A 26,117-nucleotide genomic window follows, 5' to 3' on the forward strand; every position below is an offset into this window, starting at 1 on the left:
CCCGGGCCTCCACTAGGTCCGCCGCCGGGCCGTCCACGCCAAAAATCGGTCGAACAGGTCCGCCGGGGACGGGGCCGGGCTCGGGTTGAGGTTGATCAGGTCGGCGGTGGCGTCGAAGAGGCAGCCCGCCATGTAGACGGAGAGCGCCACCGGGTCCCGGCGGTACTCCATGCCCAGCAGCAGCCGTGCCGGCGGGCACGGCCAGGCGGCGGCACACACCCGACACAGCCACAGCGGTCGCATCGGCACGTGCGGGCGGACCGCCCGCCGCTGACGATCGGGTACGGGCGAGACGTTCGGTGCAGGCATACCCCTAACGGTGACCGGGGAGTTGACCCGAGTCAAGTAGCCGGGTCAACTGTCTAGCGTCCGCCGTATGGAGCTGGTAGGAGCGCACGAGATCCGCGTGATGCTGGGCAACATCAGTAAGCAGCGCGTCTACGTGATCACCAGTCACCGGAACTTCCCCGAGCCGGTTGCCGACCTGATGCAGGGCAAGGTCTGGCGGAAGTCCGACGTCGAGCAGTGGATCAAGCAACACCGGCCGGACCTGGCCGCCGACTGAGCGCCCGCCGACAACTCGTCAGCGGCGGGGATCGACGTCCGGCACACTGGCCGGCATGACCTCCACCTCGGGCGTGATCCGGCGACTGGTCGGCGTCTACCACGCCGACGGCGGACTGCGCGGCGAACTGGCGTACCTGGTCGGCAAGGTCCGGGGGACCGCCTCGTGCGCGCTGTGTGACGTCACCCACCACGGTCTGGGCCGCAAGCGGGAGTGGCGCGACCTCCAGCCCGAGCTGGGTGTGCCGATGGAACTGGTGCACCTCAACGAGCGCAGCCCGGCGGTCCGGGCGGCCAGCGAGGACCGTACCCCCTGTGTGCTGGCGGTGACCGACGGCGGCCTGGTGGTGCTGCTCGGCCCGGACGAGCTGGCCGCCCTCAACGGCAGCGTGGCCCGCTTCGCCGAGGCGCTGCGCGCGGCCGCTACGCTGGCCGGTCTGCGTTGGGACGACGTCGGATAACGATCATGTAAAGGGCGCGAACCTTTTCCGGCCCGTACCCGCTCTACCTGGTCACCGGCCCAGCGAGGGCCCCGGGGGAGGCGTACGGATGAAGCTGGTGTGGAGGCGGGCCTACGAAGCGCGGGGCCTGCTGGCGGCGGCGGCGGTCGCCGCGGTGGTCGCCGTCGCGCTGGTCACCGGGTTGTCCGACTACAACCAGCGGGCCATCGACGCCGGGCAGCGGGCGATGCTGGCGGCGGCGCCCGCCGCCGAGCGCAGCCTGCTGATCAGCGGGTCCGGTGGCCGGGACGCGGCCGAGGCCGCCGTCCGGGACCGGGCCGTCCGGGACAGCGTCGCCGGCGGGTTGGGCGGGGCGAGGGTCGTCGTCTCCGCTGCCCGCCACGGCACCGGCCGGGAACTGACCGGCGACCTCGGCGCCGCCCGCACCGACGACGACCCGGTCTTCGCCGACCTGGCCACCCTCGACGACCTCGCCGCGCACGCCGAGCTGGTCGGCGGATCCTGGCCCGCCGCCGGGGCGAACCCCACCCAGGTCACCGTCCCCGAACGGGTCGCCGGCGCGCTGCGGCTCACCCCCGGCACCCGGGTGCCGATGACCGACCGCAGCTCCGGACGGGCCACCGACGTGGTGGTCGCCGGGATCTTCCGGCCCCGCGACCCGGCCGCGGCGTACTGGCAGCTCGCCCCCGGTGTGAGCGGCGGCGGTGACACCGGCGACTCGTACGGCCCGTTCGCCCTCGACCCGGCCGACTTCGCCCGCACCTTCCCCGGCTCCACCTCGATCTCCTGGGTGGTCGAGCCGGACCTGCGCAGCGTCGCGTCGAGCCGGCTGCCGGAGGTCAAGGAGGCCGTCGCGACCGCCGCCGTCGAGGTGCCCGAGAAGGCCGGTCTCGGCTCGTCCGCGCAGAGCGTCACCGGCCTGGACCGGCTGATCGACCGGCTCGGCCGGGCCGACCTGGTGGGCCGTTCGGCGCTGCTCACCCCGCTGCTGCTGATCGTGGTGCTCGGCGGTTACGCGTTGGTGCTGGTCGCCGCGCTGCTGAACGAGGACCGCCGGGCGCAGACCGCGCTGCTGCGCGCCCGGGGAGCGGCCCGTAACCAGCTCGCCGGCCTCGCCGTACGGGAGGCGACGCTGGTGGTGCTGCCGGCCGCGCTGCTCGCGCCGCCGCTAGCCGGCGTGGCGCTGCGCGGGATCAGCGGCGGCGAGGGCCCGGCCAACCTCCGGCTGGACGCCGGCGGTGCCGGGGCGGTCTGGGCGGTCGCCCTCGCCGCGGCGGTGGGCTGTCTGCTCGCCATGGTGCTGCCGGCCCTGCGTCGCGCCGGCAGCTACGTCGCCGACATGGCCGCCCGGTCCCGCCCGACCCGGGCCGCCACCGTGCAGCGGGCCGGGGTGGACCTGGCCCTGGTGCTGCTCGCCCTGCTCGCCTGGACGCAGCTCCGGCAGTACTCCTCGCCGCTGGCCGGCGCGGGCGGCCGGCTCGGCATCGACCCGCTGCTCGCCGTCGCGCCCACCCTCGGCGTCCTGGCCGGGGCGGTGCTCGCCCTGCGGCTGCTGCCCCCGGCCACCCGGTTCGCGGAACGGTTCGTCGACCGGCGACCGTGGACGGCCACCATGTTCGGCATGTGGCAGGCGGGCCGCCGTCCGCACGCCGGGCCGGTGCTGCTGCTCACGCTCGCCGTCGGCGGCAGCACCCTGGCCTGGTCGCTGGTCAGCACCTGGGAGCGGTCGCACACCGACCAGGCCGACCACACCGTCGGGGCCGACCTGCGGGTCGTCGAGCGTGGCGGCGCCGCGCCGATGGACCGGTCCGCCGGGCTGGCCGCCGTGCCGGGGGCCGAGCAGGTGCTGCCGGCCTGGCGGGACGAGGTGCGCCTGGGCCGCGGCGACCTGCCGACCACCGTGCTCGCCCTGGACGCGGCCGCCGCCCCGGACGTGGCACTGATCGCCGACCGGCTCGCCGACCAGCCCCCGAACGAGCTGCTCGGCCGGTTGGCCCGGGACCGCGGCGCGCCGGCCGGTGTCCCGCTGCCCGCCGGCGCCCGGCAGCTCACCGGCACCCTCCGCACCCCGGTCCGCGAGCCGGTGACCGGCCAGCGGATCCAGGTGTCGGTGCTGCTCACCCGGGCCGACGGGCTGGCCCTGCAGCTGCCGCTGGCCACCACCGACTCCCTGGTCGACCGGCCGGTGCCGTTCGCGGTCGACCTGCCCGCCGGCGCCGCCTGGCGGCTGGCCGGTTTCCAGGCCGAGGCCGGCGACGCGGCGGCCCGCGGTTACGGCCTGCGGATCGACGGGCTGCGGGTGACCGATGGGGCGGGCACCGCCCAGCCGGTCGCGCTGACCGGCGAGTGGTCGATGGTCGACGCGGTCGGCGAGGCGCCGGTGCCGACGAGCGCCGTCACCCCCGGCGGGGTGGACGCCGACTACGACATCGCGCTGACCGAGGGCGGCCGCTTCGCCCGGCAGCCGACGGTCCGCTTCGCCGTCGTACCGGCGGGGCCGAACACGCCGGTGCCGGCGCTGGTCACCCCGCAGGTGCTGGCCGCGCTGAACGTCCGGCCCGGTGACGTCGTCCCGCTCGCCCTCTCCGGGGCGTCCGTGCCGGTGCGGGTGGTCGGCGAACTGGACGCGGTGCCGGGCGTCGTCGAGGCCGGCGCGATGCTGATCGACCTGCCCGCCGCCACGGACTGGCTGGTCCGGCAGCGGGCCACGGTCCGGCCGGTGCCGGAGTGGTGGCTGCGCACCGACGCCGGTGAGCACGCCGCCGCGGCGGCGGCGATCCGGGAGCTGCCCGGCGTGACCGTCCTCGACCGGCGGGCGGCGGCCGAGGAAGCCGCCCGCGACCCGTACTGGCGGGGCGCGCGGACCGGGCTGCTCGCCGCGGCCCTCGGGTCGATGCTGCTCGCCCTGGTCGGCCTCGCCGTGGACGTGTGGGCCACCGCCCGGCACCGGCTCGCCGAGTTCGCCGTCCTGCACACCCTCGGCGCCGGACCGCCCCTGCTGGCCCGCGCGATGCTGGCCGAACAGACCTTCCTGGCCGGCATCGGGGTCGCCGTCGGCCTGCTGGTGGGCGCGGGGGTGGGCGCCACCATGGCCCCACTGGTGATCCTCACCCCGAGCGCCGGCCGGCCCGTGCCGGAGGCGGCCTTCACCCTGCCCTGGACGCCGATCGGCCTGACCGCGCTCGGGCTGCTGCTGGCCGCGCTCGCGTGCAGCGCCGTCCTGGCCACCGGCATTCGGCAACGTGTCGCGGCGGCCCAGCTGCGGATCGGGGGAGAACGATGAGCGTGCTGGCCGTGCTGCGCAGGGTGCGCGCGTACGGGGGGCACTTCCTGCTCCTCGCGGTGCTCACACTGGTCACCGCGCTGCTGGTCACCGGGCTGCCGCGGGTGGCGGACCGGCTGTCCGGCCAGGGGCTGCGCGAGCAGCTGGCCGACCTGCCGGGTCTCCGCCGCGACGTGCTCTACCAACGGCCGGCGGAGCCGCAGACCGGCACGAGCAGGGTGGCCGCCACCCACCGGGCCAACCTGGACTCGCTGCTGGCGGGGATGCCCGCGCCGGTACGCGAGGTGGTGGGCGAGCGCTGGTACGTCGCCGACACCGAGTTCGGTCGGCTGAAGGGACCGGAGCTCACGGCCGACAAGGGGCTGTTCGACCTGAGCCTGCGCACCATGACCGGGCTGCGGGAGTCGGCCACCCTGGTCGACGGCCGCTGGCCGGGGGAGGGGGCGGACCGGGCCGCGCCGGTCGAGACCGTGCTCGCCGAACCGGTCGCCCGGCAACTCGGCCTGCGCGCCGGCAGCCGGCTGCGCCTGGCGCTGCTCGATTCCGACGGTCGGGAGTTCTCCGCCACCACCGTCGCGGTGGTCGGCCTGTTCCGCCCGGTCGACGCCGGCGGCGGTGCGTGGGACGCGCTCCCCTCGGCGCTGCGGCTCACCCCGCCGGTCGGCGACGGCCAGCCCTTCCAGATGGTGGGGCTGACCGACGACGCCGGCTTCGACGACCGGGCGGCGGCCGGCTGGGCGGTCAGCTTCGGCTGGCGCTACCGGGTCGACCCCGGGCGACTCACCCCGGGTCGCCTCGACGCGGTGCTCGACGGCATCGCCCAACTGGACCGGGAGCGCCCCGCCGGGCTGCTGCTCGCCCAGGGCGTCGACATTCCGCTGCGGCAGTACGCGGATTCGCTCGCCGCCGCCCGTACGCTGCTGACCATCATCGCCGCCGGGGTGCTCGCCACCCTCGCCGGCCTGACCGTGCTCGCGGCCCGGCTGGCGGTGCGCCGCCGCCGCGACGAGTACGTGCTGCTGCGGGCCCGGGGCGGTTCGAGAACCGCCGTGGTGCGGCGCGGCCTGGCCGAGTCGGTGCTGGTGGTGCCGGCCGCCGCGGTGGCCGGCTGGTTGCTCGGCGGTCTGCTCCCCGCCGACCCGTTGGGCGCCGGCACACCCGACGCGGCGAGCCGGCTGACCGTGCTGGCGGCGGTGCTGGCCACCCTGGCGTTGCCGGTGGCGGTGCTGACCGGCCAGCGCGACGGCGGGGGCCGGCGGGACCTGCTGCGCGCCCGGGGCGGCGCGGGCCGGCTCACCGTTGAGGTCACCTTCATCGGCCTGGCCGCGCTCGCCGCGTTCCTGCTGCGCCGAAGGGGACTCGCCCTCGGCGACGAGGTGGACCCGCTGCTGGTGTCGGTGCCGGTGCTGCTCGCGGTCGCCGCCGCGCTGCTGGCGCTGCGCGCGTACCCGTGGCCGTTGCGGCTGTTCAGCCGGCTGGCCGCCCGGGCGCGCGGCGCGGTCGCCTTCCTCGGCACCGCCCGCGCCGGTCGGGTCGGAGTGGCCGCGCCGCTGGTGGTGGTCGTGCTGGCGATCGCCACGGCGGCTTTCTGCGGGGTGGTCGCCGTCGGTATCGAGGACGGGCGGGACCGGGCGGCGACCCGGACGGTGCCGGCCGACGCGCTGGTCAGCGGCGACCGGTTCGCCCCGGACACGGCGACCGAGCTGGCCGGGCTGCCCGGGATCAGGGCGGTCACCCCCGTGCTGGCCACCCCCGGACAGCGGCTCTACGCCGACGCCGACGGCAGCCCCGGCGGGGCCGGCGAGGCGTACGTGCTGCTGGTGGAGCCCGCCGGTTTCGCGGAGGTGGCCCGGCGCTCCGGGCTCGACCCGGCGGTGCCCGCCGCGCTGCGGGCCGGCGGGGACGCCGCGACGGCGCTGCCCGCGCTGGTGTCGCCGGACTTCGCCGCCGCCCTCGCCGACGCGGGGCTCGCCGACGGCGCGGGCCGCCGGCCCGGCTGGGTGGACGTGCAGGGCAACCGGCTGCCGTTCCGGATCGCCGGCACGGCGGAGGAGTTCCCGCTGATTCCGGGCGGGACGGGACGGTTCCTGGTGCTGCCCTGGCCGGGGTTGCCCGCCAACGCCCCGCACCCGCTCGCGCCGACCGGGTTCCTGCTCGCCGCGGGGGACGCCCCGGTCGACCCGGCGGCGCTGGGGCGGGTCGCCGAGGAGGGGCAGACCCGCTACCAGACCAGCGGTGCGGTGACCGGCGGGAAGCGACCGCTGCCCCCGCAGGTGACGACCTGGGCGGCCGAGCGGGAGCGGCTGGGCGGCAGCGGGGTCAACGGGCTGCTCGTCTTCGGCTTCGCCACCGGCGCGGCCGGCGGCGGCGTCCTGGGCCTGCTCGCGCTGGCGTTCGCGGTGCTCGCGGGCGCCCGCGGCCGGGCGCAGGTGCTGTCCCGGCTGCGCACGATGGGGCTGTCCCGCCGGCAGTGGCGGGGCCTGCTGCTGGTGGAGCTCGCCCCGCTGGTGGTGGTCTCGGTGTTGACCGGCGCCGTGGTGGGCGCCCTGCTGCCGCTGCTGCTGAACCCGGTGCTGGGGCTGTCCGCGTTCACCGGCGGGGCGCCGGTGACGGTGCGTTTCGAACCCGGCCTGGTGGTCGGGGTGCTCGGGCTGGCCCTGCTGGCGCTGGCCTTCGCCGTCGCGGTCGAGGCCGTGAACAACCGTCGGATGCGCCTCGGCGAGGTGCTCCGGCTCGGAGAGGAGAGCTGAGATGACGGCTACCGCCGAGACGTCCGCCGTACCGGATCTCGCCGCGTTGCAGCGGCGGGCCGCGCAGCGCGCGGCCGAGCGGGCCGGCGGGCAGGACCGCCTGCGCGGGCACATCGTCTGCGACGGCCTGGTCCGCATCTTCAAGACCGAGGGGGTGGAGGTGGTCGCCCTGCAGGGGCTCGACCTGGTCATCGACCGGGGCGAGCTGGTGGCGATCGTCGGCGCGTCCGGCTCCGGTAAGTCGACGCTGCTCAACATCCTGTCCGGGCTGGACACCCCGACCGCCGGGATCGCCCGGGTCGCCGACTACGACCTGCTCGCCCTCTCCAACCGGCGCCGGTTGAGCTACCGGCGGGACGTGGTCGGCTTCGTCTGGCAGCAGACCGGCCGGAACCTGCTGCCGTACCTGACCGCGCGGGAGAACGTCGAGCTGCCGATGAAGCTGGCCGGCCGGCCCGGCGGCGGGCGGGCCCGGCGGCGGCGGGCCGAGGAGCTGCTGGACCTGGTCGGGGTGGGCTACTGCGCCGACCGGCGTCCCGGCCAGCTCAGCGGCGGCGAGCAGCAGCGCTGCGCGGTGGCGGTGGCGGTGGCGAACGACCCGGAGGTGCTCTTCGCCGACGAGCCGACCGGTGAACTGGACGAGGCCACCGGTGCGGAGGTCTTCGCCGCGCTGCGCACCATCAACGCCGAGTTGGGCGTGACGATCGTGGTGGTCACCCACGACCAGGCCGTGGCCACCCAGGTCCGCCGGACCGTCGCGATCCGCGACGGCCGGACCGCCTCGGAGGTACGCCGGACGGCGCGGATCGGCGCCGACGGCAGCACCGAGCTGGTCAGCGAGGAGTACGCCGTGCTCGACCGGGCCGGCCGGATGCAGCTGCCGGCGTCCTTCGTCGACGCGCTGGCGCTGCGCGACCGGGTCCGCCTCAACCTCGAACCGGACCACGTCGAGGTCCGCCCCGGCGACCGCACGCCGGATGTGAACGGGAGTGACGCATGAGCGAGCAGGTTTCCGCCGGCCGGGCCGGTGCCGCGGCCGTCGTCGACGAGGTGGTCCGGGTGGAGGGGGTGAGCCGGACCTTCGGCCGGGGTGAGCACGCCGTGCACGCGGTGCGCGACGTCTCCTTCTCGGCCGGCCGGGGTGAGCTGGTGGCCGTCCGGGGTCGCTCGGGCGCCGGCAAGACCACCCTGCTGAACCTGGTCGGCGGGCTGGACCGGCCGGACAGTGGCCGGGTACGGGTGGCCGGGCACGACGTGACCGCCGCCGGTGAGGCCGAGCTGCTGCGGCTGCGCCGGGGCACGGTGGGCTTCGTGTTCCAGACCTTCGGGCTGGTGCCGATCCTCTCCGCCGCGGAGAACGTCGGCGTGCCGCTGCGGCTGGCCCGGGTGCCGGCCGCGGAACGGGAGGAGCGGGTGGCCGTGCTGCTGGAGCTGGTCGGGCTGGGCGGGCACGCCGCGCAGCGGCCGTACGAGCTCTCCGGCGGGCAGCAGCAGCGGGTGGCGGTGGCCCGGGCCCTGGCCAACGAGCCGGCCCTGCTGATCGCCGACGAGCCGACCGGCCAGCTCGACTCGGAGACGGGGCGCTCGATCATGGACCTGCTGCGCGCGGTGGTGCACGCCCGGGGCATGACGGCCCTGGTCGCCACGCACGACCCGGCCCTGATCGAGCTGGCCGACCGCACCCTCACCCTGCGCGACGGCCACCTCGTCGACACCTGACCCCCACCGCGCCTCCGCACCCCGCCGGGCCGGCGCGCCCCACCGCGCCTCCGCGCCCCGCTCGGCTGGCGCGCCCCACCGGACCCGCGCCCCGCTGGGCCGGCCGCCCACCGCCCGGCCGTGCTCCGGCTCGGTGTGCGCCGGCCGCTGTGGAGGGTGGGACGACCAGCACCCCGTCGGCGGACGCTATCGACCTGATGACGTAAACGAATCACCCGCCGGACGAGCGTCCGCAGGCCTCACCGGCCCGCACTCACCCCGGTGATCAAGAAGTTTGCGTCGACGTAAGGGCGGATTCTGACGCAAACCTCTTGATCACCGAGGCGGGGGAGCGGGGGTCAGAGGGGGAGTTTCATGCCTTCGTGGCTGGCGATGAAGCCCAGGCTGCGGTAGAAGCGGTGGGCGTCGGCGCGGGTCTTGTCGGTGGTGAGCTGGACCAGGGCGCAGCCCCGCTGCCGGGCCTGGTCGACGGCCCACTCCATCATCCGCCGGCCCAACCCCCGCCCGCGCAGGTCGGAGCGGACCCGTACCGACTCGATCAGGGAGCGCTCGGCGCCGTGTCGGCCCAGCCCCGGGATGTACGTGATCTGCATGCAGCCGACCAGCTCGCCCGCCTCGTCGGCGACGATCAGGTGGTTGCGCGGGTCCGCGGTGATGTCGGCGAAGGCCCGCTCGTACGCCTCGTCGACCTCGGTGAAGTCCCGCGCCTTGCCGAGCACGTCGTCGGCGAGCAGGGCGATGACGGCGGGCAGGTCCGCCCGGACCGCCTCCCGGAAGATCACATCGGTCATGGCCGCAGCCTGCCACAGCGACACTCGACGATGTGCGGGCGTGGGTTGCCCGGAGCGGGCAGCATGGTGCGGCATGGAGCCCCTGCTGCTGCCCTTCCGGTGGATCTACCGGGGACTGGTCTGGTTCGCGAACTCGCCGCGCACCCTGATCATCTCGTACCTGCTGATGATCGTGGTGGCCGGCGTCATCTACGGCCAGGTGGAGGACGCCAGCGCTGCCGACGCGGTCTGGTGGGCGGTGGTCACCGCCTCCACCGTCGGGTACGGCGACATCTCGCCGACCACCTGGGCGGGGCGCTTCCTCGCCGCGCTGCTCATCTCGACGATGGTGCTGCTGGTCATCCCGCTGATCACCGCGCACTTCGCCAGCCGGCTCATCGTCGACGACGACGCCTTCGAGCACGACGAGCAGGAGGAGCTGAAGCACGACGTCCGCCGGATGCGGGCGCTGCTGGAGGAGCTGGCCGCGCGGCACGACATCGACCTGCCCGAGCCGGAGCGGCGTCAGCCGCTCAACGCGCCGGACAGCGGAGTCCCTCTCTGGGAACGGTCAAAGAAATCAGGTAAGCGTCCACCGCGTTCGTGACGCAGGTCGTCTGCGGGTAGGCGGTGTGCCCCTCACCCTCCCAGGTCAGCACCCGCCCCACGCCCAGCATCGAGGCCAGCCGCGGAGTCTGCTCGTACGGGGTGGCCGGGTCGCCGGTGGTGCCGACCACCAGGATCGGCGGCGCGCCGACGGCCTTGCCGGTCGGGTACGGATCCCGCTGCCCCGGCCACTGGGCGCAGCCCAGCATTCCGACCGCCAGGGCCGGCCCGAACAGCGGGTACTTCTGCCGCCACTGCGACTGCAACTGCCGGATCTGCGCCAGGCTCGGCTTCTCCGTCTCGTCCGCGCAGTTGATGGTCAGGTTGGCGTCGAAGAGGTTCGAGTAGTGCCCGTCCTCCTCCCGGCCGGCGTACTGGTCGGCGAGCCGGAACACGTCGGCCGGATCGCCGCCCTCCAGCTTGTCGATCGCCCGGCCCAGCTCCTCCCAGCCCGACTCGGTGTAGAGCGAGGAGATGACCGCGTAGAAGACCCAGCCCGAGGTGGCCTCGCGGCCGCCGGCGCCGCGCACCGGCGAGACCTTCGCCTTGTCGATCGCGGCGGTCACCGCCGCCCGGGCGTCCGGGGCGATCGGGCAGCGGCCGGCGTTGGCCGCGCACCAGCGGGTGAAGTTGCCGAACGCCCGCTCGAACCCCTTGGCCTGGCTCTCCGAGCCGGCCATCAGCTTCTGCTGCGGGTCGACCGCGCCGTCGAGCACCAGCGCGCGCACCCGCTGCGGGTAGAGCTGGGCGTACGTGGCGCCGAGCAGGGTGCCGTACGAGTAGCCCAGGTAGGTCAGCTTCTCGTCGCCGACCGCCGCGCGTACCGCGTCCACGTCCCGGGCGGCCTGCTCGGTGCCGTAGAGCGGCAACTGGTCGCCGTACTTGTCGCCGCAGCCGGTGCCGATCTTCCGGTTCAGCGCGACGTAGTCGTCGAACAGCTCCTGGCTGGCCGGGTCGGGGTCGAAGCCGAAGCTGGTGTCCAGGTCGGCGTCGGAGATGCACTTGACCGGGCTGGACCGGGCCACCCCGCGCGGGTCGAACCCGACGATGTCGAACCGGTCGGTGATCGAGGCGGGCAGCCCGCCGAACGCCTCCCCGAAGGAGAGGTAGACGGCGGTGTCCACGCCGGACCCGCCCGGCCCGCCCGGGTTGATCACGAGGGAACCGATCCGGTTCCGCTGCTTCGACGAGCGGGCCCGCAGCAGCGAGATCTCGAAGGTCTCCCCGCCGCCCGGGCCGGCGGTCGCGCCGCCGCCGGTGCCCCAGTTGCGCGGTACGGCGATCTTCGCGCACTCGTACCGCATCCCCGGCGCGCCGCGTCCCACCAGGTCCTCCGCGACGTCCGGGCAGTCCCGCCAGGTCGGGGTGCTGCCCGGTGCCGCGGCCCCGCCCTGCGTCTCGGTGCGCGGCGCGAGGGCGGGCAGCGTGCACCCGGCGGCGAGCAGCGCCGCCGCAGTGAGCCCGGCGAGGGTGAGCCGGACCCGGCGGACGAGGTGGGGAGTGCGGATCACCAGCGAGCCTCCATGATCGTGTCGACGGCCAGGCTACGCGGGGCCGACGGCGGCCGGCTCCACGGTGGCCGTCGGGTCGCCGCGCAGGACCTGGTCCACGTCGAAGCGGACCGGCCGGTCGAGCTGCTCGTAGCGGCAGGACCGGGGGTCGCGGTCGGGTCGCCAGCGGACGAACCGGGCGGTGTGCCGGAACCGGTCGCCCTCCATCGCGTCGTAGCCCACCTCGACCACCAGCTCGGGGCGCAGCGGCTCCCATTCGAGGTTCTTGGTGCCGGTCCAGCGGCTCACCCCGCCCGGGATGCGCTGGCCACGCTCGTGGTCGCCGTGCACCCACGGGTGCTCGTCGCCGATGTCCCGGTAGGGGGCCAGCTCCTCCAGCAGCTCCGCGCGCCGGGCCATGGTGAACGAGGCGCTCACCCCGACATGGTGCAGCACCCCGGCGTCGTCGTAGAGGCCGAGCAGGAGCGACCCGACCACCGGGCCGGACTTGTGCCAGCGGAAGCCGGCCACCACCACGTCGGCCGTCCGGGCGTGCTTGACCTTGAACATCGACCGCTTGCCCGGCTCGTACGGCAGCTCCGCCGGCTTGACGATCAACCCGTCCAGCCCGGCGCCCTCGAAGACGTCGAACCAGCGGCGGGCCGTCTCCGGGTCGGTGGTCACCTGGGTGACGTGCACCGGCGGGCGGACGCCGGCCAGCGCCTGCTCCAGCCGGGCCCGGCGGGTCGGGTACGGCTCGTCGAGCAGCAGCTCGTCGCCGAGGGCGAGCAGGTCGAAGGCGACGAAGTCGGCCGGGGTCGTCTCGGCCAGCAGCTTCACCCGGGAGGCGGCCGGGTGGATGCGCTGGGCGAGCAGCTCGAAGTCGAGCCGGGGCTGGCCGCCCGGGCCGTCCCGGCGGATCACGATCAGCTCACCGTCGACGGCGCACCGCTCGGGCAGCTGCCGGCGGGCCTGTTCGACCACCTCGGGGAAGTATCGCGTCATCAGCTTGCCGCCCCGGCTGGCCAGCTCGACCTCGTCGCCGTCGCGGAACACGATGCACCGGAAACCGTCCCACTTCGGCTCGTACGTCAGACCGGGCTCGGTAGGCAGTTTCGCCACGCTCTTGGCCAGCATCGGTTCCACCGGCGGATTGATCGGCAGGTCCACGGCGACCAGTCAATCAGACGGTGCCGACAGTCGTGAGGCAGATCACCGGCGGTGGCGGTGCGGCGTGTCCGGAGTCCGTCCCGTCCGTCCCTCCCGTACGAATCACGTTTGCGCAGCTCAGAGCTACCGTCGCCGGGTGGAGTGGGTGTGCTGCTGCTGCGGGCGGTGGCGGGTCAGCGTGGAGCTGATCCGGGGCCGGCAGCGCTATCGGCTGGTCCGCCGCTACCCGGCCGAGTTCGGCGGCGGCAAGGACGTGCTCGGCGAGGTCGGCACCGTGACCGAGCTGGAGGAACTGCTGCGCCGGCGTACCCCGCTCGACCTGGCCGACCTCCGCGAAGCCGCCTGACCCCCGGCGGCCGACCCTAGGCTGGACGAATGTCCGAGCTGACGTACCAGGAGGTCGGGGCGACCCGGCACGGGCGGCTGCCGGCCGGCTGGAACCACGTGCGCCACCGGTACCGGCTGCCCGAGGAGTGCTACGCCGTCGCCGCCGAGGCGGTGCTGACCTGGCGGCTGCACCGCACAGCCGGCTTCCGGATGCGCACCGACGCGCCGCGCGCCACCCCGGGCGTCCGGGTCACCACCGGCCTGGGGGTGGGGCCGCTGCGGGTCTGGGGCCCGTGCGAGGTGGTCTGGGTCTGCGACGACGAGCGCAGCGCCGGATTCGGCTACGGCACCCTGTCCGGGCACCCGGCGCGCGGCGAGGAGGCCTTCCTGGTCACCCGCGACGACGCCGGCGCGGTCTGGTTCGAGGTGACCGCGTTCAGCCGGCCGGACCGCTGGTTCATGCGCGCCGCCGGGCCCGCCGGCCGCGTCGTCCAGCACGGGTACGCGCACTGGCTCGCCCGCACCCTGCGCCGCCTCTGCGCCCGGCGCTGACGCCGGCCGCCACGGCCGGGCGGGCGAACGCTCAAGGGCCGGCGACGGCCCGGCGGAGTCAGAAGCGGGCGAAGGAGCGGATCGGCGCGCGCGGCCCGAACTTCGGCGCCTGGATCCCGGCTGCCTCCAGCAGCCCGCAGACCCGCCCCCGGTGCCCCCGGAACGGCTCCAGCAGGGCCAGCATGCGGGCGTCGTCGCCGCGCGCCTCACCGGCCAGCGCCCAGGCGACCGTGTTCGGCACGTGGTAGTCGCCGACGCTGACCGCGTCCGGGTCGCCGTACGCGATCCGGACCACCTCGGCGGCGGTCCACGGGCCGATGCCCGCGATCGCGGTCAGCCGCCGGGTGGCCTCGGTGCTGTCCGCGCAGCGTTCCAGCCGGTCGGCGACGGCGGCGGCCCGGCGCAGCGTGTCGGCCCGGCGCTGCTCCACCCCGAACGGGTGGAAGACCCAGTACGGCGCGGCGGCCACCACCTCCGGCCCGGGCGGCAGCAGCAGCGGCTGCATCGGCCCCGGCGCCGGCTCGCCGAAGTGCCGAACGGTCGCCGCGTACGCCCGGTACGCCTCCTTGCCGGTCACCTTCTGCTCGAAGATCGCCCGCAGCAGCCGGGGGAAGACCTGGCCGGTGGCGGGCATCCGCCGCCCCCGGTGCTGGGCGGCCAGCCGGGCCACCAGCGGGTGCGCGGCGGCCAGTTCGGCGAACCCGGTGAGGTCGTCGCGCAGCCCGGCGATCGCGTCGGCGCGCTCGACCACCCAGTCGGCCCCGGGGCCGTACCCCTCGGCCAGCAGATCCCCGCCGCCGGAGCGCAGCGCGAGGGTGGCCGGCCCGGCCGGAGTGCGGGTGGCGTACCAGAAGGTGCCGGCGGCGATCCGCGCGCACGGGTCGTACGGGCTGAAGGTGAGCGACCGGACGGAGGCGGCCAGCCGGTAGTCGGCGGGCGGGCGCAGCGCCCGGCGCGCGGCGGGCTCGGTCCAGGTCACCAGCCCACTCTGCCACCTCGGGTCGTCGGCAGGCGGAAGAGGTACGGGCCGACGGTCCGGCGGGAGAGCTCAGCGGACAGTTTCCGCCTGCCCGTCCCGGTGCGGATCCACCACCTGAACGGCCAGGATTTTTCCGGCAAGTGCTACAAATCCATATATCTCCAACATGCGAGCATGTCGTTCGGCCCCCCTCCGCCGATTCGTTGGTTTCTCGCCGGTGAACTCGCTGCTAACGTGCCATCTGCGCTGGCCGGAGACCCGCCTCGGGAGACGGCCGCCGGTACGGATCGCGAGGGTCACACCTGACCGGGAGACGGCTCACCGCCCATCCCCGTCCGACCGTCCGGCAGCGCAACGGGGGCTCTGCAGGGAGGCATGCGGTGATGACTGCTCGTGCGGTTGTTCGGCCGGGGCAGGTCGTGCGCGGCGTTTCGTCCCGCCACCACCAGCACTGACGATGGTCACCGACGAGGTGGCCGTCCGATCGGAACGGCCAGCAGCATGATCGCCCTGCGCGTCTACCGCCTCCTGCCGCCCGCCGCTCGGCGCCGGCTGCTCGACCTGCTTCCCGCCAACCGGCGGCTCCGCCTCGTGCGCACCTTCACCCGCCCGCGCGGCGGTGACACGGTGCACCCGGTCGGCGCTCGGGTGACCGTCGCCGACGGCGGCGTCCGCACCGAAGCGGAGGTGGTCGCCGCGGCGACACCGCTGGAGATGTGGCACCGCAACCTGGTGGCCGTCACGTCCACGCTGGAGTCGGCCGGGATCGAATACCACTGCCTGCGCAACGACGACTACCTGCGTAGCTCCGTGGCCATCCTGGTCAGCCAGCGGGACGCCGTGCGTCGCCTGGTCCGGTCCGCACCGGAGTTGTCGGGCGCGCACGTGCGCACTGTCGAGGTGCAGCCCGGGCGGAACCAGCCGGACCTCGCCCCGGCCGAGGTGATCCAGGTGTGGTTCCCGGTGACCGACGCCCGGGCTGGCGTGGTCCTGGGGGCCCAGTTCGCCTGCGAGATCGAGTTCTGGACCCGGGTGGGTGACGTCGTCCGGGCACCCCGGCACAACGCGGTGATCGACGAGGCGCCGGCCCGGGCCGAGCCGGTACGCGTGGCCGCGGCTCTGCTCAGCCACTTCGTTCCTGAGGCGGACGACAACACCTACGGCACCCGCCGCGATCTCACCGTCCGCGCCCCGGACCGGGTGGGCTTCCCGATCGACGCCGTCTACACCTGGGTGGACGGCTCGGATCCGGACTGGCTCAAGCGCAAGATGGCCGCGCTCAGTGCTCCCGACGCGCCGCGGCACGCGGTGGCGGCGAACTCGTCGCGCTACCACAACCGGGACGAACTGCGGTATTCCATGCGGTCGCTGCACGCCTTCGCGCCCTGGCTGCGACGGATCTTCCTGGTCACCGACAGCCAGCTGCCGAGCTGGCTCGACCCGACCCACCCGATGATCACCGTCGTCACGCACGCCGAACTCTTCGCCGATCTCGGCGGCCGGTCGTCGTTCAACTCGCACGCCATCGAGTCTCGGCTGCACCGCGTCGAGGGCCTGGCGGAACACTTCCTCTACCTCAACGACGACGTCTTCCTCGGCCGGCCGCTGCTGCCGACCCACTTCTTCCACGCCAACGGGATCGCGAAGTTCTTCCTCTCCCCGGCGCAGTTCGGGCTGGGCGACGCGAGGGCCGCCGACCTGCCGGTGAACGCGGCCGGCAAGAACAATCGCCGGCACATCCAGCGGCTCTTCGGCGTCACCATCACGCAGAAGATGAAGCACACTCCGTTCGCCCTGCGGCGCAGCATCATGCACCAGATCGAGCAGATGCTGCACGCGGACGTGACCGAGACGGCCCGGCACCAGTTCCGCCACCACGGCGACCTGTCGATTCCGTCCTCCCTGCACCAGTACTGGGCGTACCTGACCGCGCAGGCGGTGCCGGGCGACATCGAGTACGAGTACGCGGACCTCGGTCACCCCTCGACCCCCGCCCGCCTCGCCGAGCTGCTGAACCGTCGGCACCGTGACGTGTTCTGCCTCAACGACACCGACTCGGATTCGGAGGCCTTCGCCGAGCAGGAGCGGATGCTGGTCGACTTCCTGTCCCGCTACCTGCCGTTCCCCGCCCCGTTCGAGCTGCCCGACGACGTGGTCGCCGAGCGGCGGAAGCTGGGCGCCAGCGCGCTGTGGCGGCAGTCGCGCGGCGCGGATCGGTACGGCCGGCAGGTGGATGCCCCGACCACGCCCGCCCTCGGCCGGCAGGTGGACGCCCATGCCGCGCGCCCGCTGCGGGTCGGTCCGCGACTGGACGCGCCCACGCTGCCCTCGATGCGCATCGCCGCCACCCGCGAGGCGCAGGAGGACATTGCGTCGCCCGGCTGGTGGGGGACGTACCCCGCCGAGCGGCCGGATTCCTGAACCTGATTCCCGTCGCACACGCTTCGACCAGCTTGTCAAACATCTCTAAGAACCCCAGTGGAGCCCAGTGTGGTAGGCCCTGCCCCCCAGGTCACGATCATCGTCCCGGTCTACAACGTCGAGGACTACCTGCCCGAGACGCTCGAATCGATCGCGGCGCAGACCGTGTTCGAGCGGTGCAGCGTAATCCTGGTCGACGACGGCAGCACCGACGCCTCCGTGCTGCTGGCGAAGCAGTTCGCTGCGGAGCACCCGAACGTGACCGCGATCCAGCAGGAGAACAGCGGGCCGGGCGCGGCCCGGAACCTGGCGCTGGACATGGCGGACACGCCGTACGTCGCGTTCGTCGACTCCGACGACATCCTGCCGCCGCGTGCCATCGAGGTGCTGCTCAACGCGATCGTGGCGCACAAGGCGAGCATGGCCGTCGGCGACATGGACACGTTCCCCAAGCCCACCCCCTTCCTCTGGAAGAAGCCCTTCGGCAAGGGCGACCGCCTGCTGGAGACGGTGGTCGACGCGCCCGACCTGATCTTCGACGCCGGCCCGTGCCACAAGCTCTACGACCTTGCCCAGCTCCGGGCGCACGGCCTGCGGTTCCGTGAGGGGGTCCACTTCGAGGACGCCTTCCTGGCCATCCCCATGCTGCTCAAGGCGGAGCGCATCGCACTGGTCGACGAGGTGGTCTACAAGTACCGCAAGCGGGCGGTCAGCAGCTCCATCATGGACAACCTGTTCGTCCGGGAACAGAACTTCTGGGACCACCTGGAACTCTGCGAGACCCTCGCGGAGCTTCGTTCCGAGCTGGACGTGTTCCGCCGCGAGGTGCTCGAACGCTTCCTCGTTCGCAGCTACCAGGGCTTCGCCATGCGCGCGCACGACCTCTTCGAGGACGCCGACCTGTGGAAGATCTTCGACCGGTGCAGTCGGATCTACCACGACATCGACCCGTCCTTCATCGCGCGTTGGACGCTGGACACCCGGCACCGGGTGGCGTACCTGGCCTTCAAGTCGTACGACTTCGAGCTGTTCGCCCGGCCCTGGGAGCGGTTGCGAGGTGTCGTCGCATGCGGCGGTGACCTGCACCTCGACTACCCGGTCACACCGGCGTTGCTGCCGCTGACCAAGGTGACCGCCGTGGGGGCGCGGCTGGAGCAGGTGCTTCTCTCGCCCTCGGGGGACACGCTCAAGGTGTCCGGGCACATGGTGATCAACGGGCTGCCGATGCGGGCCCCGATGGCCACGCCGCTCGGGCTGCGGGTGCGGGGCAGCAACCTCACCGCGCCGGTCACCGTCGAGAGGCGGGCCGACCTCAAGGCGGGTGACGACAACCGGGAGTGGAGCGGCTTCACGGCCGAGCTCCCGGTGGACAAGCTCCGCAGGGGGCAGCACAACCTCCGGCTGGTGTTCCTGACCGAGACCGGCCAGGCCTCCCGGCAGTGCCTGATCTCCGCCGCCTTCCTGCGGGACGCCACGACGAAGGTGGCAGGCGACACCCGGATCCTGCCCACCTTCACCGGACGGGAGAACGCGGCGCTGCTGGTGCAGCGGGGGGCCGGGACCGCGGGGCGGCGGCGGTGGCAGCGACTCATGGTGCGCAAGGACCTGCGGCACATCGCCTCGCGGGCCCCCTTCTGGAAGCAGCGCCTGCTCCGCCTGCTCACGGCTCCGCTGATGAGCCGGCGCGACGTATGGCTGATCGGCGAGCGCAGGGACACGGCGCAGGACAACTCCTCGCACCTGTTCCGGCACCTCCGCGAGGTGGAGCGCAGGCGGAACGTCTACTACCTGCTGGCGAAGGAGAGCGCTGACCGTCAGCGGCTGCGCGGGCTCGGCAACGTCGTCACCCACGGCTCCTTCCGGCACAAGTTCCTGATGCTGCACGCCACCAAGCTGATCAACTCGTATGACATCGACGCCTACATGTTGCCGGAGCGGTGGGAGCGGTCGCCGTTCCTGAAGCACCTGAACTGGCGGATCGCCTCGTCCCGGGTCTTCCTCCAGCACGGCGTGACCGAGAAGGACGTGAGCGCCGGCCTGCACCGGGGCAGGGGTTCGTTCGACCTCTTCGTGGCCTCGGCGCACCGGGAGGCCGAGTACGTGGCGAAGGAACTCGACTACGGGGACATGGTGAAGACCACGGGCATGCCCCGGTTCGACGCGCTGGTGCCGGACCGGGGCAGGCGGAGGATCCTGTTCATGCCCACCTGGCGCACGTACCTGGTGACCCCGTCGTACAACAGCTCCGCCCGACCTCGGGTCGCCTTCGACGGATCGGCCTACCAGGTCTTCATCGCCGAGCTGTTCGGCAGCGAGCGGCTGCGGCAGGCGCTGCGCCGGCACGGCTACGTGCTGGAGTTCCTCCCGCACTACGAGATGCGCTCGCTGCTGACCGATGTCGTCCCGGCCGACGACTGCTTCGCCATGGCGGACCAGACGACCCGCACGGTGCAGGACGCGCTGCGCCAGTGCGACCTGTTCATCACGGACTACTCATCCACCGCCTTCGACGTCGCCTACCTCGGCACCCCGCTGATCTACGCGCAGTTCGACGAGGAGGAGTTCTTCACCGTCGGCGGTTACAAGAAGGGCTACTTCGAGGCCCGGGAGGACGGGTTCGGCCCGGTCTGCGAGACCGCGGAGGAGACCGTGGACGCGATCGTCAGCTATCTGGAGAACGGGTGCGTCCGCGAGGAGGAGTACTCGCGCCGGGCGGCCGATTTCTTCGCTGTCCAGGATCGGAACAACTGCCAGCGCGTCGCCGACGCCATCGCCGCGCTGCCCGGGCCCCAGCAGTGATCCGGCGACACGTCCCCGTACGGCGGTCGGCGGCCGGGGCGGGCGGACTAGGAGGACAGCCGTGACCGAGCCCGGGCCGAGGCCGTCCGAGACCCCGCCGGCGCTCGCGGAGCCGTCGGGGCTCGTCGACGTGTACCGCCGGGTCCTGAGCCCGCAGACGCGCCGCGCCATCGCGACCAAGGTGAGTCCGCAGGCCCGGCACCAGTTGAAGCAGTGGGTCGCCCGGGCGTCGGGCAAGGGCGCGGCCCCCGGACGCCGGGGCGAGCGGATCGCGAGGCGGCAGCCGCAGTTGCTGGCCGAAGGCGACCGGGTGGTCGTCACCGCCGACCGCGCACCCCGCATCGCCCAGGTCGACGCCGCCCTCACCCCGCTGCGCGCCCGGGAGGGGAACCTCACCGCGGTCACGGCGGCACTCCACGAGGCCGGCGTGGACCACTTCCGAGTGCGCGGCAGAGCGGACGTCGCATCGGTGGTCGGCGTCGACGACGCGGACCGGGAACGGGTGTACGCCGCACTCGCCGCCGCCTGCACCCGGGTTCCCGGCTATGTGACCGTGCCGCGGACCCACGCGGAGCGACCTCCGGCGGCCGGCTTCGAGCCGCGTACCTGGGAACGCCTGGCAGACGCTCCGGTCGTCCGGCTCACCTGGTACCGCACCGACCCCCGGCACCGGCTCGTGCTCGGCCAGGCGTACGGGTGCGAGGTCGAGTTCTGGACCAGGCAGGGCGACGAGCTCGTCGCTCCCCGCCCGAACCCGGTGGCCGAGCGGGTCCAGGTGTCGGCGCCGCCGGTGCTGACCTCGGAGTCGCTCTTCACCGGCCTGGTGCCGCCGACCGTCCCGACGACGGCGCGAACCCGGCACGAGTTCGCCGGCCGGCAGCCCGAAGACGTCGCCTTTCCGGTCGACGTCGTCTACACCTGGGTGGACGGTGCGGACCCGGAGTGGCTGCGCCGCCGCGCCGCGATCGCCGGCGTCCCGTACCACGCCGAGGCGGCGAGCGCGGCTCGCTTCCTCAGCCGCGACGAACTGCGCTACTCGCTGCGGTCGCTGCACCAGTTCGCGCCCTGGGTACGCCAGGTCTACCTGGTGACCGACGACCAGGTGCCGGAGTGGTTGGACCGGTCGGCGCCGGGGATCCGGGTGGTCAGCCACCGGGAGATCTTCGCCGACCCGTCCGTGCTACCGACCTACAACTCGCACGCCATCGAGAGCCAACTGCACCACATCGACGGGCTCTCCGAGCACTTCCTCTACCTGAACGACGACGTCTTCTTCGGCAGCGAGGTGCTGCCCCGCGACTTCTTCCTGGCCAACGGCATCTCCCGGTTCTTCCCGTCGCCGGCCCTGGTGCCGCCGGGCGCCCCGACCGCGGAGGACATTCCCTCCTCGGCGGCGGGCAAGAACAACCGGGCCCTGATCGCCGAGCGCTTCGGCACCGTGCTCACCCGGAAGATGAAGCACATGCCCCACGCGCTGCGACGCAGCGTGCTGTACGAGATCGAGGAGACCTTCCCGGCCGCGCACCGGGTCACCGCCGGCAACCGTTTCCGCAGCATGGCGGACATCTCGATCGCCTCGTCGCTGCACCACTACTACGCGTTCCACACCGGCCGGGGGGTGCCGGGGGAGCTGCGCTACACCATCGCCGAGTTGTCCGACCCCGACACGCCCGCGCGGCTGGCACATCTGCTCGCCCGCCGGGACCGCCACGTCTTCTGCCTGAACGACGCCTTCTCCACCGAGGAGGACCTGGCCGCGCAGGTGGCCATGCTGGTGCCCTTCCTGGACACGTACTTCCCGGTGCCCAGCCCGTGGGAGAACCGCTGACCGGTACGACATCGTGGCGCCGGCCCCGGCGGACCGGCGCCACGACTCCGGACGCGCGACGCTGCCGGTGCGCCGGCGTCCCGTACCTGTGACGATGGCCGGCCGCGCCCTCCCCGGCTGCGACCGGCCACCGTGTCCACGAGTGGCGGCGAGAGATCAGTACGAGTAGCCGGAGCCGCCCGCGTCCGCGCCGCCCGAGTCACCGGCCGCCGGCGGGGCGACCGCCTTCGGGGTGCCGGTCGGCAGGCAGGTCAGGTTCTTCTTGCCGTTCGGGTCCACCACGAACCAGGTGCCGCCGACGCCCTGGCCCTTCCACTGGCCCGGCTTCTTGTCACCGATGTAGCGGTAGACCGGCCAGCCGCCGATGGTGATCTGCCGGGTGCCGTCCTGGCGGGTGACGGTGCCGACCTTGTCGTCGGAGACGCCTTCCAGCTGCGGGTTGCCGTCGGTCAGCGCGGGCGGCCACACCTGGGCGCACTTGTCCACGCAGTTCGACGACGGCGGATCGTCGGAGTCCTTGTCGAAGCGGTAGAGGATCCAGCCGTCCTGGTCGGTGACCACGTTGCCCATCCGGGCGACCTTCTTGCCGACCAGCTCGTCGGTCAGGCGCACGTCGGCGGGGGGCGGCGCCTGCTCGGCGGCGGGCGCTTCGGCGGAGGCGGAGGCCTCCGGTTCGACCGCCGCGGTGGGCTCGGCCGCGGCGACGGCGACCGGCTCGGCAGCGCTGGAGTTCGCCCCGTCGTAACCCGCGGGAGCGCAGGCCGTAAGTGCGACCATCGCGCTCGCGACGATGACGGTTCGCTTCATCTGTGCCACGTGCCCTCCTCATTCTTGGCAGTTCACCGAGTAGTACGGAGGGTCCACTGTCAAGGTTGAACGATTGACAGTGGGCAATTTCACTCAAGCCCGTTGAACCGTTCCGGGCCCGCGTACGTGTGCAGGCACGTCGGCGTCGCCGCGGCAAAGCCGAAACGGCGCCGGCCCACGCGGGCCGGCGCCGTTCGGGAGTTCGCCGGTCAGGGAACGACGGTCACCAGCGGGCTGGCCACCCCGTTCGCGTCGACCGACTGCACCTGGACCTTGGCGATGTCGCCGGGCGGCGCCGAGGTGGACGCCTCCAGCTGGAGGTCCTGCGGGTTGAGGTTGGTGCCGTAGCCGGTGCCCGGCACCGACCAGGTGGAGACCACCTCGGTGGTGGAGTTCTTGCGGACCACCACCAGCCGGCAGGTGCGCGGACCGGGCAGCCGGGTCAGGTTGAACCCGATCCAGGTGCCGTACTCCTTGCGGGCCAGCCACATGGTGGCCTTGACCCCGGAGCTGTCGTCGGTGGCGTCGTGCTGCTCGCCCTCGATCTCGTTGCCGCCGACCGCCGGCCCGGAGCGGGTCGGCTGCGGGCTCGCCGGCCCGTCCACCGTCGCGGTCACCGTCGGCTCGGCGATCACCTGGTCGCCGCCGCCGTTGCCGTCGAGGACGGCCACCCCCAGGCCGCTCAGCGCGCCGACCGCCACCACCGCGGCGGCGGTGGCGAAGACCCGCCGGAACTGGGCGCGCCGCCGGTGGGTGCGGACCGCGACGAGGGTACGGTCCAGCAGCGCCGGGTCGGTGGCGGTGTGCTCCATCGCCATCATCGTCTCGCCGTCGATGTCGGAGAGCAGCCCCACCACCGGGACCATCGTCTCCAGCTCCGCGGCGCAGGCCCAGCACGTGGCGAGGTGCTCCTCGAACCGTTCGGTGTCCTGCTCGTCCAGCACGCCGAGCGCGTACGCGGCAACGTCCATGTGGTCTGCCCGGCTCATTCCGTCACCCCCCTCTCCTGCAGAGCCGTGCGCAGCGCGCGCAGCGCGTAGTAGACCCGCGACTTGGCGGTGCCGAGCGGAAGGCCCAGCTCCTCGGCCGCCTCCGGCACCGTGCGGCCCCGGAAGTACGTGGCCACCAGGATCTCCCGGTGCGACTGACTCAGCGTACGCAGCGCGTCGGCCACGGTCATGGTGCGCAGCACCCGGTCGGTGCTGTCCGCCTCGGCGAACGCGGTCAGGTCCCGGTCGTACGTCTCCGCCGGCCGGGCCTGCTCACTGCGGTGCTCGTCGATGGCGATCCTCCGGGCCACGGTCACCAGCCAGGGCCGAAGCGAACCCTGGCCCTGCACGCCGAGGCGGTGCGCGTTGCGCCAGGCCCGCAGCAGGGTCTCCTGCACGATGTCCTCGGCGCGCTGCCGGTCACCGCCGGTCAGCCGCATCACGAACATCAGCAGCGGCCCGGCGTGCTCGGCGTAGAGCAGGCGGACGAGCTGGTCGGAATGGCTGGCCTCGGGGGACGCCGCCTGGTGGCGTCCGGGCGCCGGTCGCGGCGTCACCGGGCCATTCTGGCGATCGGTGGGGCCCGCGTCGACCCCCCGGCCCGACCTCGAGGCACGGGACTGGGGCTGGGCCCGGGCGAACATCCACCCTGGCCTGGCCATCTCGCCGTGCAAGCCGGCCGCGACCGCGTGCATGCAGACCTCCTGGTGTCCCATCGACATCAGCCGGCCCACGGGGAGGGCCGCCCCGTGATACGTGCGGGTCGGCCCGGCGGATCAACGACGTACCGAAAAAATTCCTGGCGGCGGCGGGGTGGAGTCGGTCGCGTCGGCGTCGCGCACCACCGGCGCGCCCCCGGCGAACCGGTCGAGTTCCGCGCCGGCCACCACCCGCCCGGGGAACCAGTCCCCGGCGGCGCGCCGGGTCAGCTCCGGCACCGGCGGCTCGACCCGGCCCGCGACCAGCACCAGGTTGCCGTAGCGGCGCCCGCGCAGCACCGCCGCGTCGCCGACCAGGCAGGCCCGGGGCAGCACCGTGCGGACCGTGGCCACCTGGGCCCGGGCGTGCCGCAGTGGTGGACCGTCGGCGAGATTGGCCAGGTACCAGCCGGACGGGGCCAGCACCCGGGCCACCTCGGCGGCGTACTCGACCGAGGTGAGGTGCGCCGGGGTACGCGCGCCGGCGAAGACGTCGGCGACCACCACGTCGTACGCAGCGTCCCGGGTGGACGCGAGGGTCGCGCGGGCGTCGGCGATGCGCACCTTCAGCCGGGGGTCGGCGGGCCAGGGCAGCGCCCGCCGCACCAGCTCGACGAGCGCGCCGTCCACCTCGGACACCCGCTGGGTGGAGCCGGGGCGGGTGGCCTGCAGGTAGCGGGGCAGGGTCAGCGCGCCGCCGCCCAGGTGCAGCACCCGCAGCGGCGCGCCGGCCGGGGCGAGCAGGTCGAGCGCCGCGCCGATCCGGCGGACGTACTCGAACTCCAGGTGGGTCGGGTCGGCCAGGTCCACGTGCGACTGCGGGGCGCCGTCGAGCAGCAAGGTCCACGAGCGGGGGCGGTCCGGGTCCGGCACCAGCTCGGCCTCGCCGGTGTCGACCGGCGCGACGACCCGGTCGTCGCCACGGCGGCGACCCATCAGCGGCCCGCCACGCCGGCCCGGGTGGCCATGGTCAGCGCCCGGTGCAGCAGCCGGGCGTCGCCGAGCAGCCCGCGCAGCCGCCGCTCCAGCCCGGCGATCGGCACCAGGTTCTGCGGGGCGCGCGGATCCTTGTACGGCGAGGAGGCGAACCGGGGCAGCGTCACCAGCGACAGGTCGGCCAGCGCAATCGCCTCCTCCGGTGGCAGCTCCGCCGAGCACTCCATCCGCACGATGCCGGCCCACGGCGCGCCGAGCGCCACCGGCAGCCGCAGGTACCAGGACCAGCCGCCCCAGGCGGTGCCGAGGCGGAACACCGGGGACCGCTCACCCGGCGCGAGCCCGGTGACCACCGCGGTGAGCCGGGCGTCGAGGTACTGGCTGTGCTGCGTCTTGATGTAGCCCAGGGTGCGCGGCAGCTGCCGCCGGCTGCGCAGCGGCCCGTCCACCACCAGCAGGTCGCCGTCCACCCGCGCGGCGTCGGAGACCGCCACCTCGAGCGCGGTCAGCGGCGCCTGCACCGCCGCGGGGAGCTTGCTCAGCTCGCCCGTGCCGCCCACCCGGTGCACCGGGTAGCGGACCCGCCCGCAGACCACCTCCTGCGCCGACGGGCTGGCGGTGAACAGCCCGCGCCCGACCTGCGCGCCGGCCAGCTCCGCCGCGCCCCGCTCCAGGTCGCAGCGGACCACCCCGGCCGCGTACGAGGCGGCGATGCCGGGGAACGAGGCGCCGTCGTCCTCGGCCGTCCAGACGCTGGCGTCGATCCGGCGTACCCCGTCGACGAGCAGCACCACGTCCGGCGCGCGCAGGCCCGGGCGGGGGCCGATCGCCCGCCAGTCCACGGCCGGCAGCTCGATGTCCGCCTCGACCTGGGCGCTGCTCGGCGCCGCCGGCCCACCCACCGAGGCCTCGAAGGAGGCCCCGTACGACGGATCCCAGGCGTCGACGAAGAGCCGCGGCCCGGTCAC

At 74.0% G+C, this 26,117-nt stretch carries 22 protein-coding genes; 12 read left to right on the forward strand and 10 right to left on the reverse strand.

From position 1 onward, the window contains the following. Window positions 1-12: 12 nt before the first annotated feature. On the reverse strand, window positions 13-309 hold the full coding sequence (locus tag FHX75_RS25570; RefSeq protein ID WP_154942901.1) for a hypothetical protein: 297 nt from the start codon (window positions 307-309) through the stop codon (window positions 13-15). Between the two features lie 67 nt (window positions 310-376). On the opposite strand from FHX75_RS25570, the gene FHX75_RS25575 reads away from it, so the two are divergent. From FHX75_RS25575 to FHX75_RS25600, 6 genes are all read left to right on the forward strand, one after another. Then, complete coding sequence (locus tag FHX75_RS25575; protein ID WP_154942902.1) at window positions 377-565, forward strand: helix-turn-helix transcriptional regulator; 189 nt, start codon at window positions 377-379, stop codon at window positions 563-565. A 55-nt stretch (window positions 566-620) separates the two neighbouring features. After that, entirely contained in the window at window positions 621-1,025 is a 405-nt protein-coding gene (locus FHX75_RS25580) for a hypothetical protein (RefSeq protein WP_154942903.1), read from the forward strand. 88 nt (window positions 1,026-1,113) lie between these two features. Continuing rightward, window positions 1,114-4,308, forward strand: a complete 3,195-nt coding sequence (locus FHX75_RS25585) for an ABC transporter permease (protein ID WP_154942904.1) — start codon at window positions 1,114-1,116, stop codon at window positions 4,306-4,308. Next, window positions 4,305-7,058, forward strand: coding sequence for an FtsX-like permease family protein (locus FHX75_RS25590; protein ID WP_154942905.1), 2,754 nt, complete (start codon window positions 4,305-4,307; stop codon window positions 7,056-7,058). The genes FHX75_RS25585 and FHX75_RS25590 overlap by 4 nt, the downstream gene beginning before the upstream one ends. 1 nt (window position 7,059) lies before the next feature. Then, on the forward strand, window positions 7,060-8,058 hold the full coding sequence (locus FHX75_RS25595) for an ABC transporter ATP-binding protein (protein WP_154942906.1): 999 nt from the start codon (window positions 7,060-7,062) through the stop codon (window positions 8,056-8,058). Then, the gene (locus FHX75_RS25600; RefSeq protein WP_154942907.1) at window positions 8,055-8,777 is read left to right on the forward strand and encodes an ABC transporter ATP-binding protein; all 723 of its coding nucleotides are present in this window, start codon (window positions 8,055-8,057) and stop codon (window positions 8,775-8,777) included. Before FHX75_RS25595 ends, FHX75_RS25600 begins: the two co-directional genes overlap by 4 nt. 338 nt (window positions 8,778-9,115) lie before the next feature. Here FHX75_RS25600 and FHX75_RS25605 read toward each other — a convergent pair whose 3' ends face one another. Then, window positions 9,116-9,568: a GNAT family N-acetyltransferase gene (locus tag FHX75_RS25605; protein WP_154942908.1), complete on the reverse strand. Its 453-nt coding sequence runs from the start codon at window positions 9,566-9,568 to the stop codon at window positions 9,116-9,118. Window positions 9,569-9,641: 73 nt separating this feature from the next. On the opposite strand from FHX75_RS25605, the gene FHX75_RS25610 reads away from it, so the two are divergent. After that, the gene (locus FHX75_RS25610) at window positions 9,642-10,154 is read left to right on the forward strand and encodes an ion channel (protein WP_154942909.1); all 513 of its coding nucleotides are present in this window, start codon (window positions 9,642-9,644) and stop codon (window positions 10,152-10,154) included. Here FHX75_RS25610 and FHX75_RS25615 read toward each other — a convergent pair. Together FHX75_RS25615 and FHX75_RS25620 are read right to left on the reverse strand one after the other, a co-directional pair. Further along, the gene (locus tag FHX75_RS25615) at window positions 10,081-11,664 is read right to left on the reverse strand and encodes an alpha/beta hydrolase (RefSeq protein WP_154942910.1); all 1,584 of its coding nucleotides are present in this window, start codon (window positions 11,662-11,664) and stop codon (window positions 10,081-10,083) included. The genes FHX75_RS25610 and FHX75_RS25615 overlap by 74 nt on opposite strands. Window positions 11,665-11,697: 33 nt before the next feature. Then, window positions 11,698-12,813: an ATP-dependent DNA ligase gene (locus tag FHX75_RS25620; RefSeq protein ID WP_154942911.1), complete on the reverse strand. Its 1,116-nt coding sequence runs from the start codon at window positions 12,811-12,813 to the stop codon at window positions 11,698-11,700. A gap of 136 nt (window positions 12,814-12,949) precedes the next feature. Here FHX75_RS25620 and FHX75_RS25625 point away from each other — a divergent pair, with 136 nt between their 5' ends. Both FHX75_RS25625 and FHX75_RS25630 read left to right on the forward strand, forming a co-directional pair. Further along, window positions 12,950-13,159 carry a hypothetical protein gene (locus tag FHX75_RS25625; protein ID WP_088963283.1) on the forward strand — a complete coding sequence of 70 codons (210 nt, stop codon included), beginning with the start codon at window positions 12,950-12,952 and terminating at the stop codon, window positions 13,157-13,159. Window positions 13,160-13,188: 29 nt separating this feature from the next. Further along, on the forward strand, window positions 13,189-13,692 hold the full coding sequence (locus tag FHX75_RS25630; RefSeq protein WP_154942912.1) for a DUF1990 domain-containing protein: 504 nt from the start codon (window positions 13,189-13,191) through the stop codon (window positions 13,690-13,692). 58 nt (window positions 13,693-13,750) lie between these two features. Here FHX75_RS25630 and FHX75_RS25635 read toward each other — a convergent pair whose 3' ends face one another. Further along, window positions 13,751-14,671, reverse strand: coding sequence for a DNA-3-methyladenine glycosylase family protein (locus FHX75_RS25635; protein ID WP_154942913.1), 921 nt, complete (start codon window positions 14,669-14,671; stop codon window positions 13,751-13,753). Between the two features lie 501 nt (window positions 14,672-15,172). On the opposite strand from FHX75_RS25635, the gene FHX75_RS25640 reads away from it, so the two are divergent. The 3 genes from FHX75_RS25640 to FHX75_RS25650 all read left to right on the forward strand — a co-directional run bounded on the left by FHX75_RS25640 (window position 15,173) and on the right by FHX75_RS25650 (window position 21,719). Continuing rightward, a complete protein-coding gene (locus FHX75_RS25640) occupies window positions 15,173-17,092 on the forward strand; it encodes a stealth family protein (protein WP_154942914.1) in 1,920 nt (639 codons plus the stop codon). 69 nt (window positions 17,093-17,161) lie between these two features. Then, a complete protein-coding gene (locus FHX75_RS25645; RefSeq protein ID WP_170285457.1) occupies window positions 17,162-19,891 on the forward strand; it encodes a bifunctional glycosyltransferase/CDP-glycerol:glycerophosphate glycerophosphotransferase in 2,730 nt (909 codons plus the stop codon). A gap of 61 nt (window positions 19,892-19,952) precedes the next feature. Then, on the forward strand, window positions 19,953-21,719 hold the full coding sequence (locus FHX75_RS25650; RefSeq protein WP_154942916.1) for a stealth family protein: 1,767 nt from the start codon (window positions 19,953-19,955) through the stop codon (window positions 21,717-21,719). 156 nt (window positions 21,720-21,875) lie between these two features. Here the strand turns inward: FHX75_RS25650 and FHX75_RS25655 are convergent, their stop codons facing one another. The 5 genes from FHX75_RS25655 to FHX75_RS25675 all read right to left on the reverse strand — a co-directional run bounded on the left by FHX75_RS25655 (window position 21,876) and on the right by FHX75_RS25675 (window position 26,117). Then, on the reverse strand, window positions 21,876-22,535 hold the full coding sequence (locus FHX75_RS25655; RefSeq protein WP_154942917.1) for a COG4315 family predicted lipoprotein: 660 nt from the start codon (window positions 22,533-22,535) through the stop codon (window positions 21,876-21,878). A gap of 200 nt (window positions 22,536-22,735) precedes the next feature. Beyond that, the gene (locus FHX75_RS25660; RefSeq protein ID WP_154942918.1) at window positions 22,736-23,515 is read right to left on the reverse strand and encodes an anti-sigma factor family protein; all 780 of its coding nucleotides are present in this window, start codon (window positions 23,513-23,515) and stop codon (window positions 22,736-22,738) included. Continuing rightward, a complete protein-coding gene (locus tag FHX75_RS25665) occupies window positions 23,512-24,210 on the reverse strand; it encodes a sigma-70 family RNA polymerase sigma factor (protein ID WP_088963279.1) in 699 nt (232 codons plus the stop codon). Before FHX75_RS25665 ends, FHX75_RS25660 begins: the two co-directional genes overlap by 4 nt. A gap of 81 nt (window positions 24,211-24,291) precedes the next feature. Beyond that, window positions 24,292-25,149, reverse strand: coding sequence for a spermidine synthase (locus tag FHX75_RS25670; RefSeq protein WP_154942919.1), 858 nt, complete (start codon window positions 25,147-25,149; stop codon window positions 24,292-24,294). Further along, window positions 25,149-26,117, reverse strand: a complete 969-nt coding sequence (locus tag FHX75_RS25675) for a hypothetical protein (RefSeq protein WP_154943155.1) — start codon at window positions 26,115-26,117, stop codon at window positions 25,149-25,151. Before FHX75_RS25675 ends, FHX75_RS25670 begins: the two co-directional genes overlap by 1 nt.

Source organism: Micromonospora palomenae (assembly GCF_007829925.1).
In the GTDB taxonomy this organism is placed as follows: domain Bacteria; phylum Actinomycetota; class Actinomycetes; order Mycobacteriales; family Micromonosporaceae; genus Micromonospora; species Micromonospora purpureochromogenes.

Bases quoted from the DNA above. Each gene is read 5' to 3' on its own strand.
- FHX75_RS25590 (WP_154942905.1), top strand. From the start codon at position 4,305: ATGAGCGTGCTGGCCGTGCTGCGCAGGGTGCGCGCGTACGGGGGGCAC.
- FHX75_RS25670 (WP_154942919.1), bottom strand. From the start codon at position 25,149: ATGGGTCGCCGCCGTGGCGACGACCGGGTCGTCGCGCCGGTCGACACC.
- FHX75_RS25575 (WP_154942902.1), top strand. From the start codon at position 377: ATGGAGCTGGTAGGAGCGCACGAGATCCGCGTGATGCTGGGCAACATC.
- FHX75_RS25595 (WP_154942906.1), top strand. From the start codon at position 7,060: ATGACGGCTACCGCCGAGACGTCCGCCGTACCGGATCTCGCCGCGTTG.
- FHX75_RS25630 (WP_154942912.1), top strand. From the start codon at position 13,189: ATGTCCGAGCTGACGTACCAGGAGGTCGGGGCGACCCGGCACGGGCGG.
- FHX75_RS25665 (WP_088963279.1), bottom strand. From the start codon at position 24,210: ATGCACGCGGTCGCGGCCGGCTTGCACGGCGAGATGGCCAGGCCAGGG.
- FHX75_RS25640 (WP_154942914.1), top strand. From the start codon at position 15,173: ATGATCGCCCTGCGCGTCTACCGCCTCCTGCCGCCCGCCGCTCGGCGC.
- FHX75_RS25580 (WP_154942903.1), top strand. From the start codon at position 621: ATGACCTCCACCTCGGGCGTGATCCGGCGACTGGTCGGCGTCTACCAC.
- FHX75_RS25605 (WP_154942908.1), bottom strand. From the start codon at position 9,568: ATGACCGATGTGATCTTCCGGGAGGCGGTCCGGGCGGACCTGCCCGCC.
- FHX75_RS25570 (WP_154942901.1), bottom strand. From the start codon at position 309: ATGCCTGCACCGAACGTCTCGCCCGTACCCGATCGTCAGCGGCGGGCG.
- FHX75_RS25610 (WP_154942909.1), top strand. From the start codon at position 9,642: ATGGAGCCCCTGCTGCTGCCCTTCCGGTGGATCTACCGGGGACTGGTC.
- FHX75_RS25585 (WP_154942904.1), top strand. From the start codon at position 1,114: ATGAAGCTGGTGTGGAGGCGGGCCTACGAAGCGCGGGGCCTGCTGGCG.
- FHX75_RS25600 (WP_154942907.1), top strand. From the start codon at position 8,055: ATGAGCGAGCAGGTTTCCGCCGGCCGGGCCGGTGCCGCGGCCGTCGTC.
- FHX75_RS25660 (WP_154942918.1), bottom strand. From the start codon at position 23,515: ATGAGCCGGGCAGACCACATGGACGTTGCCGCGTACGCGCTCGGCGTG.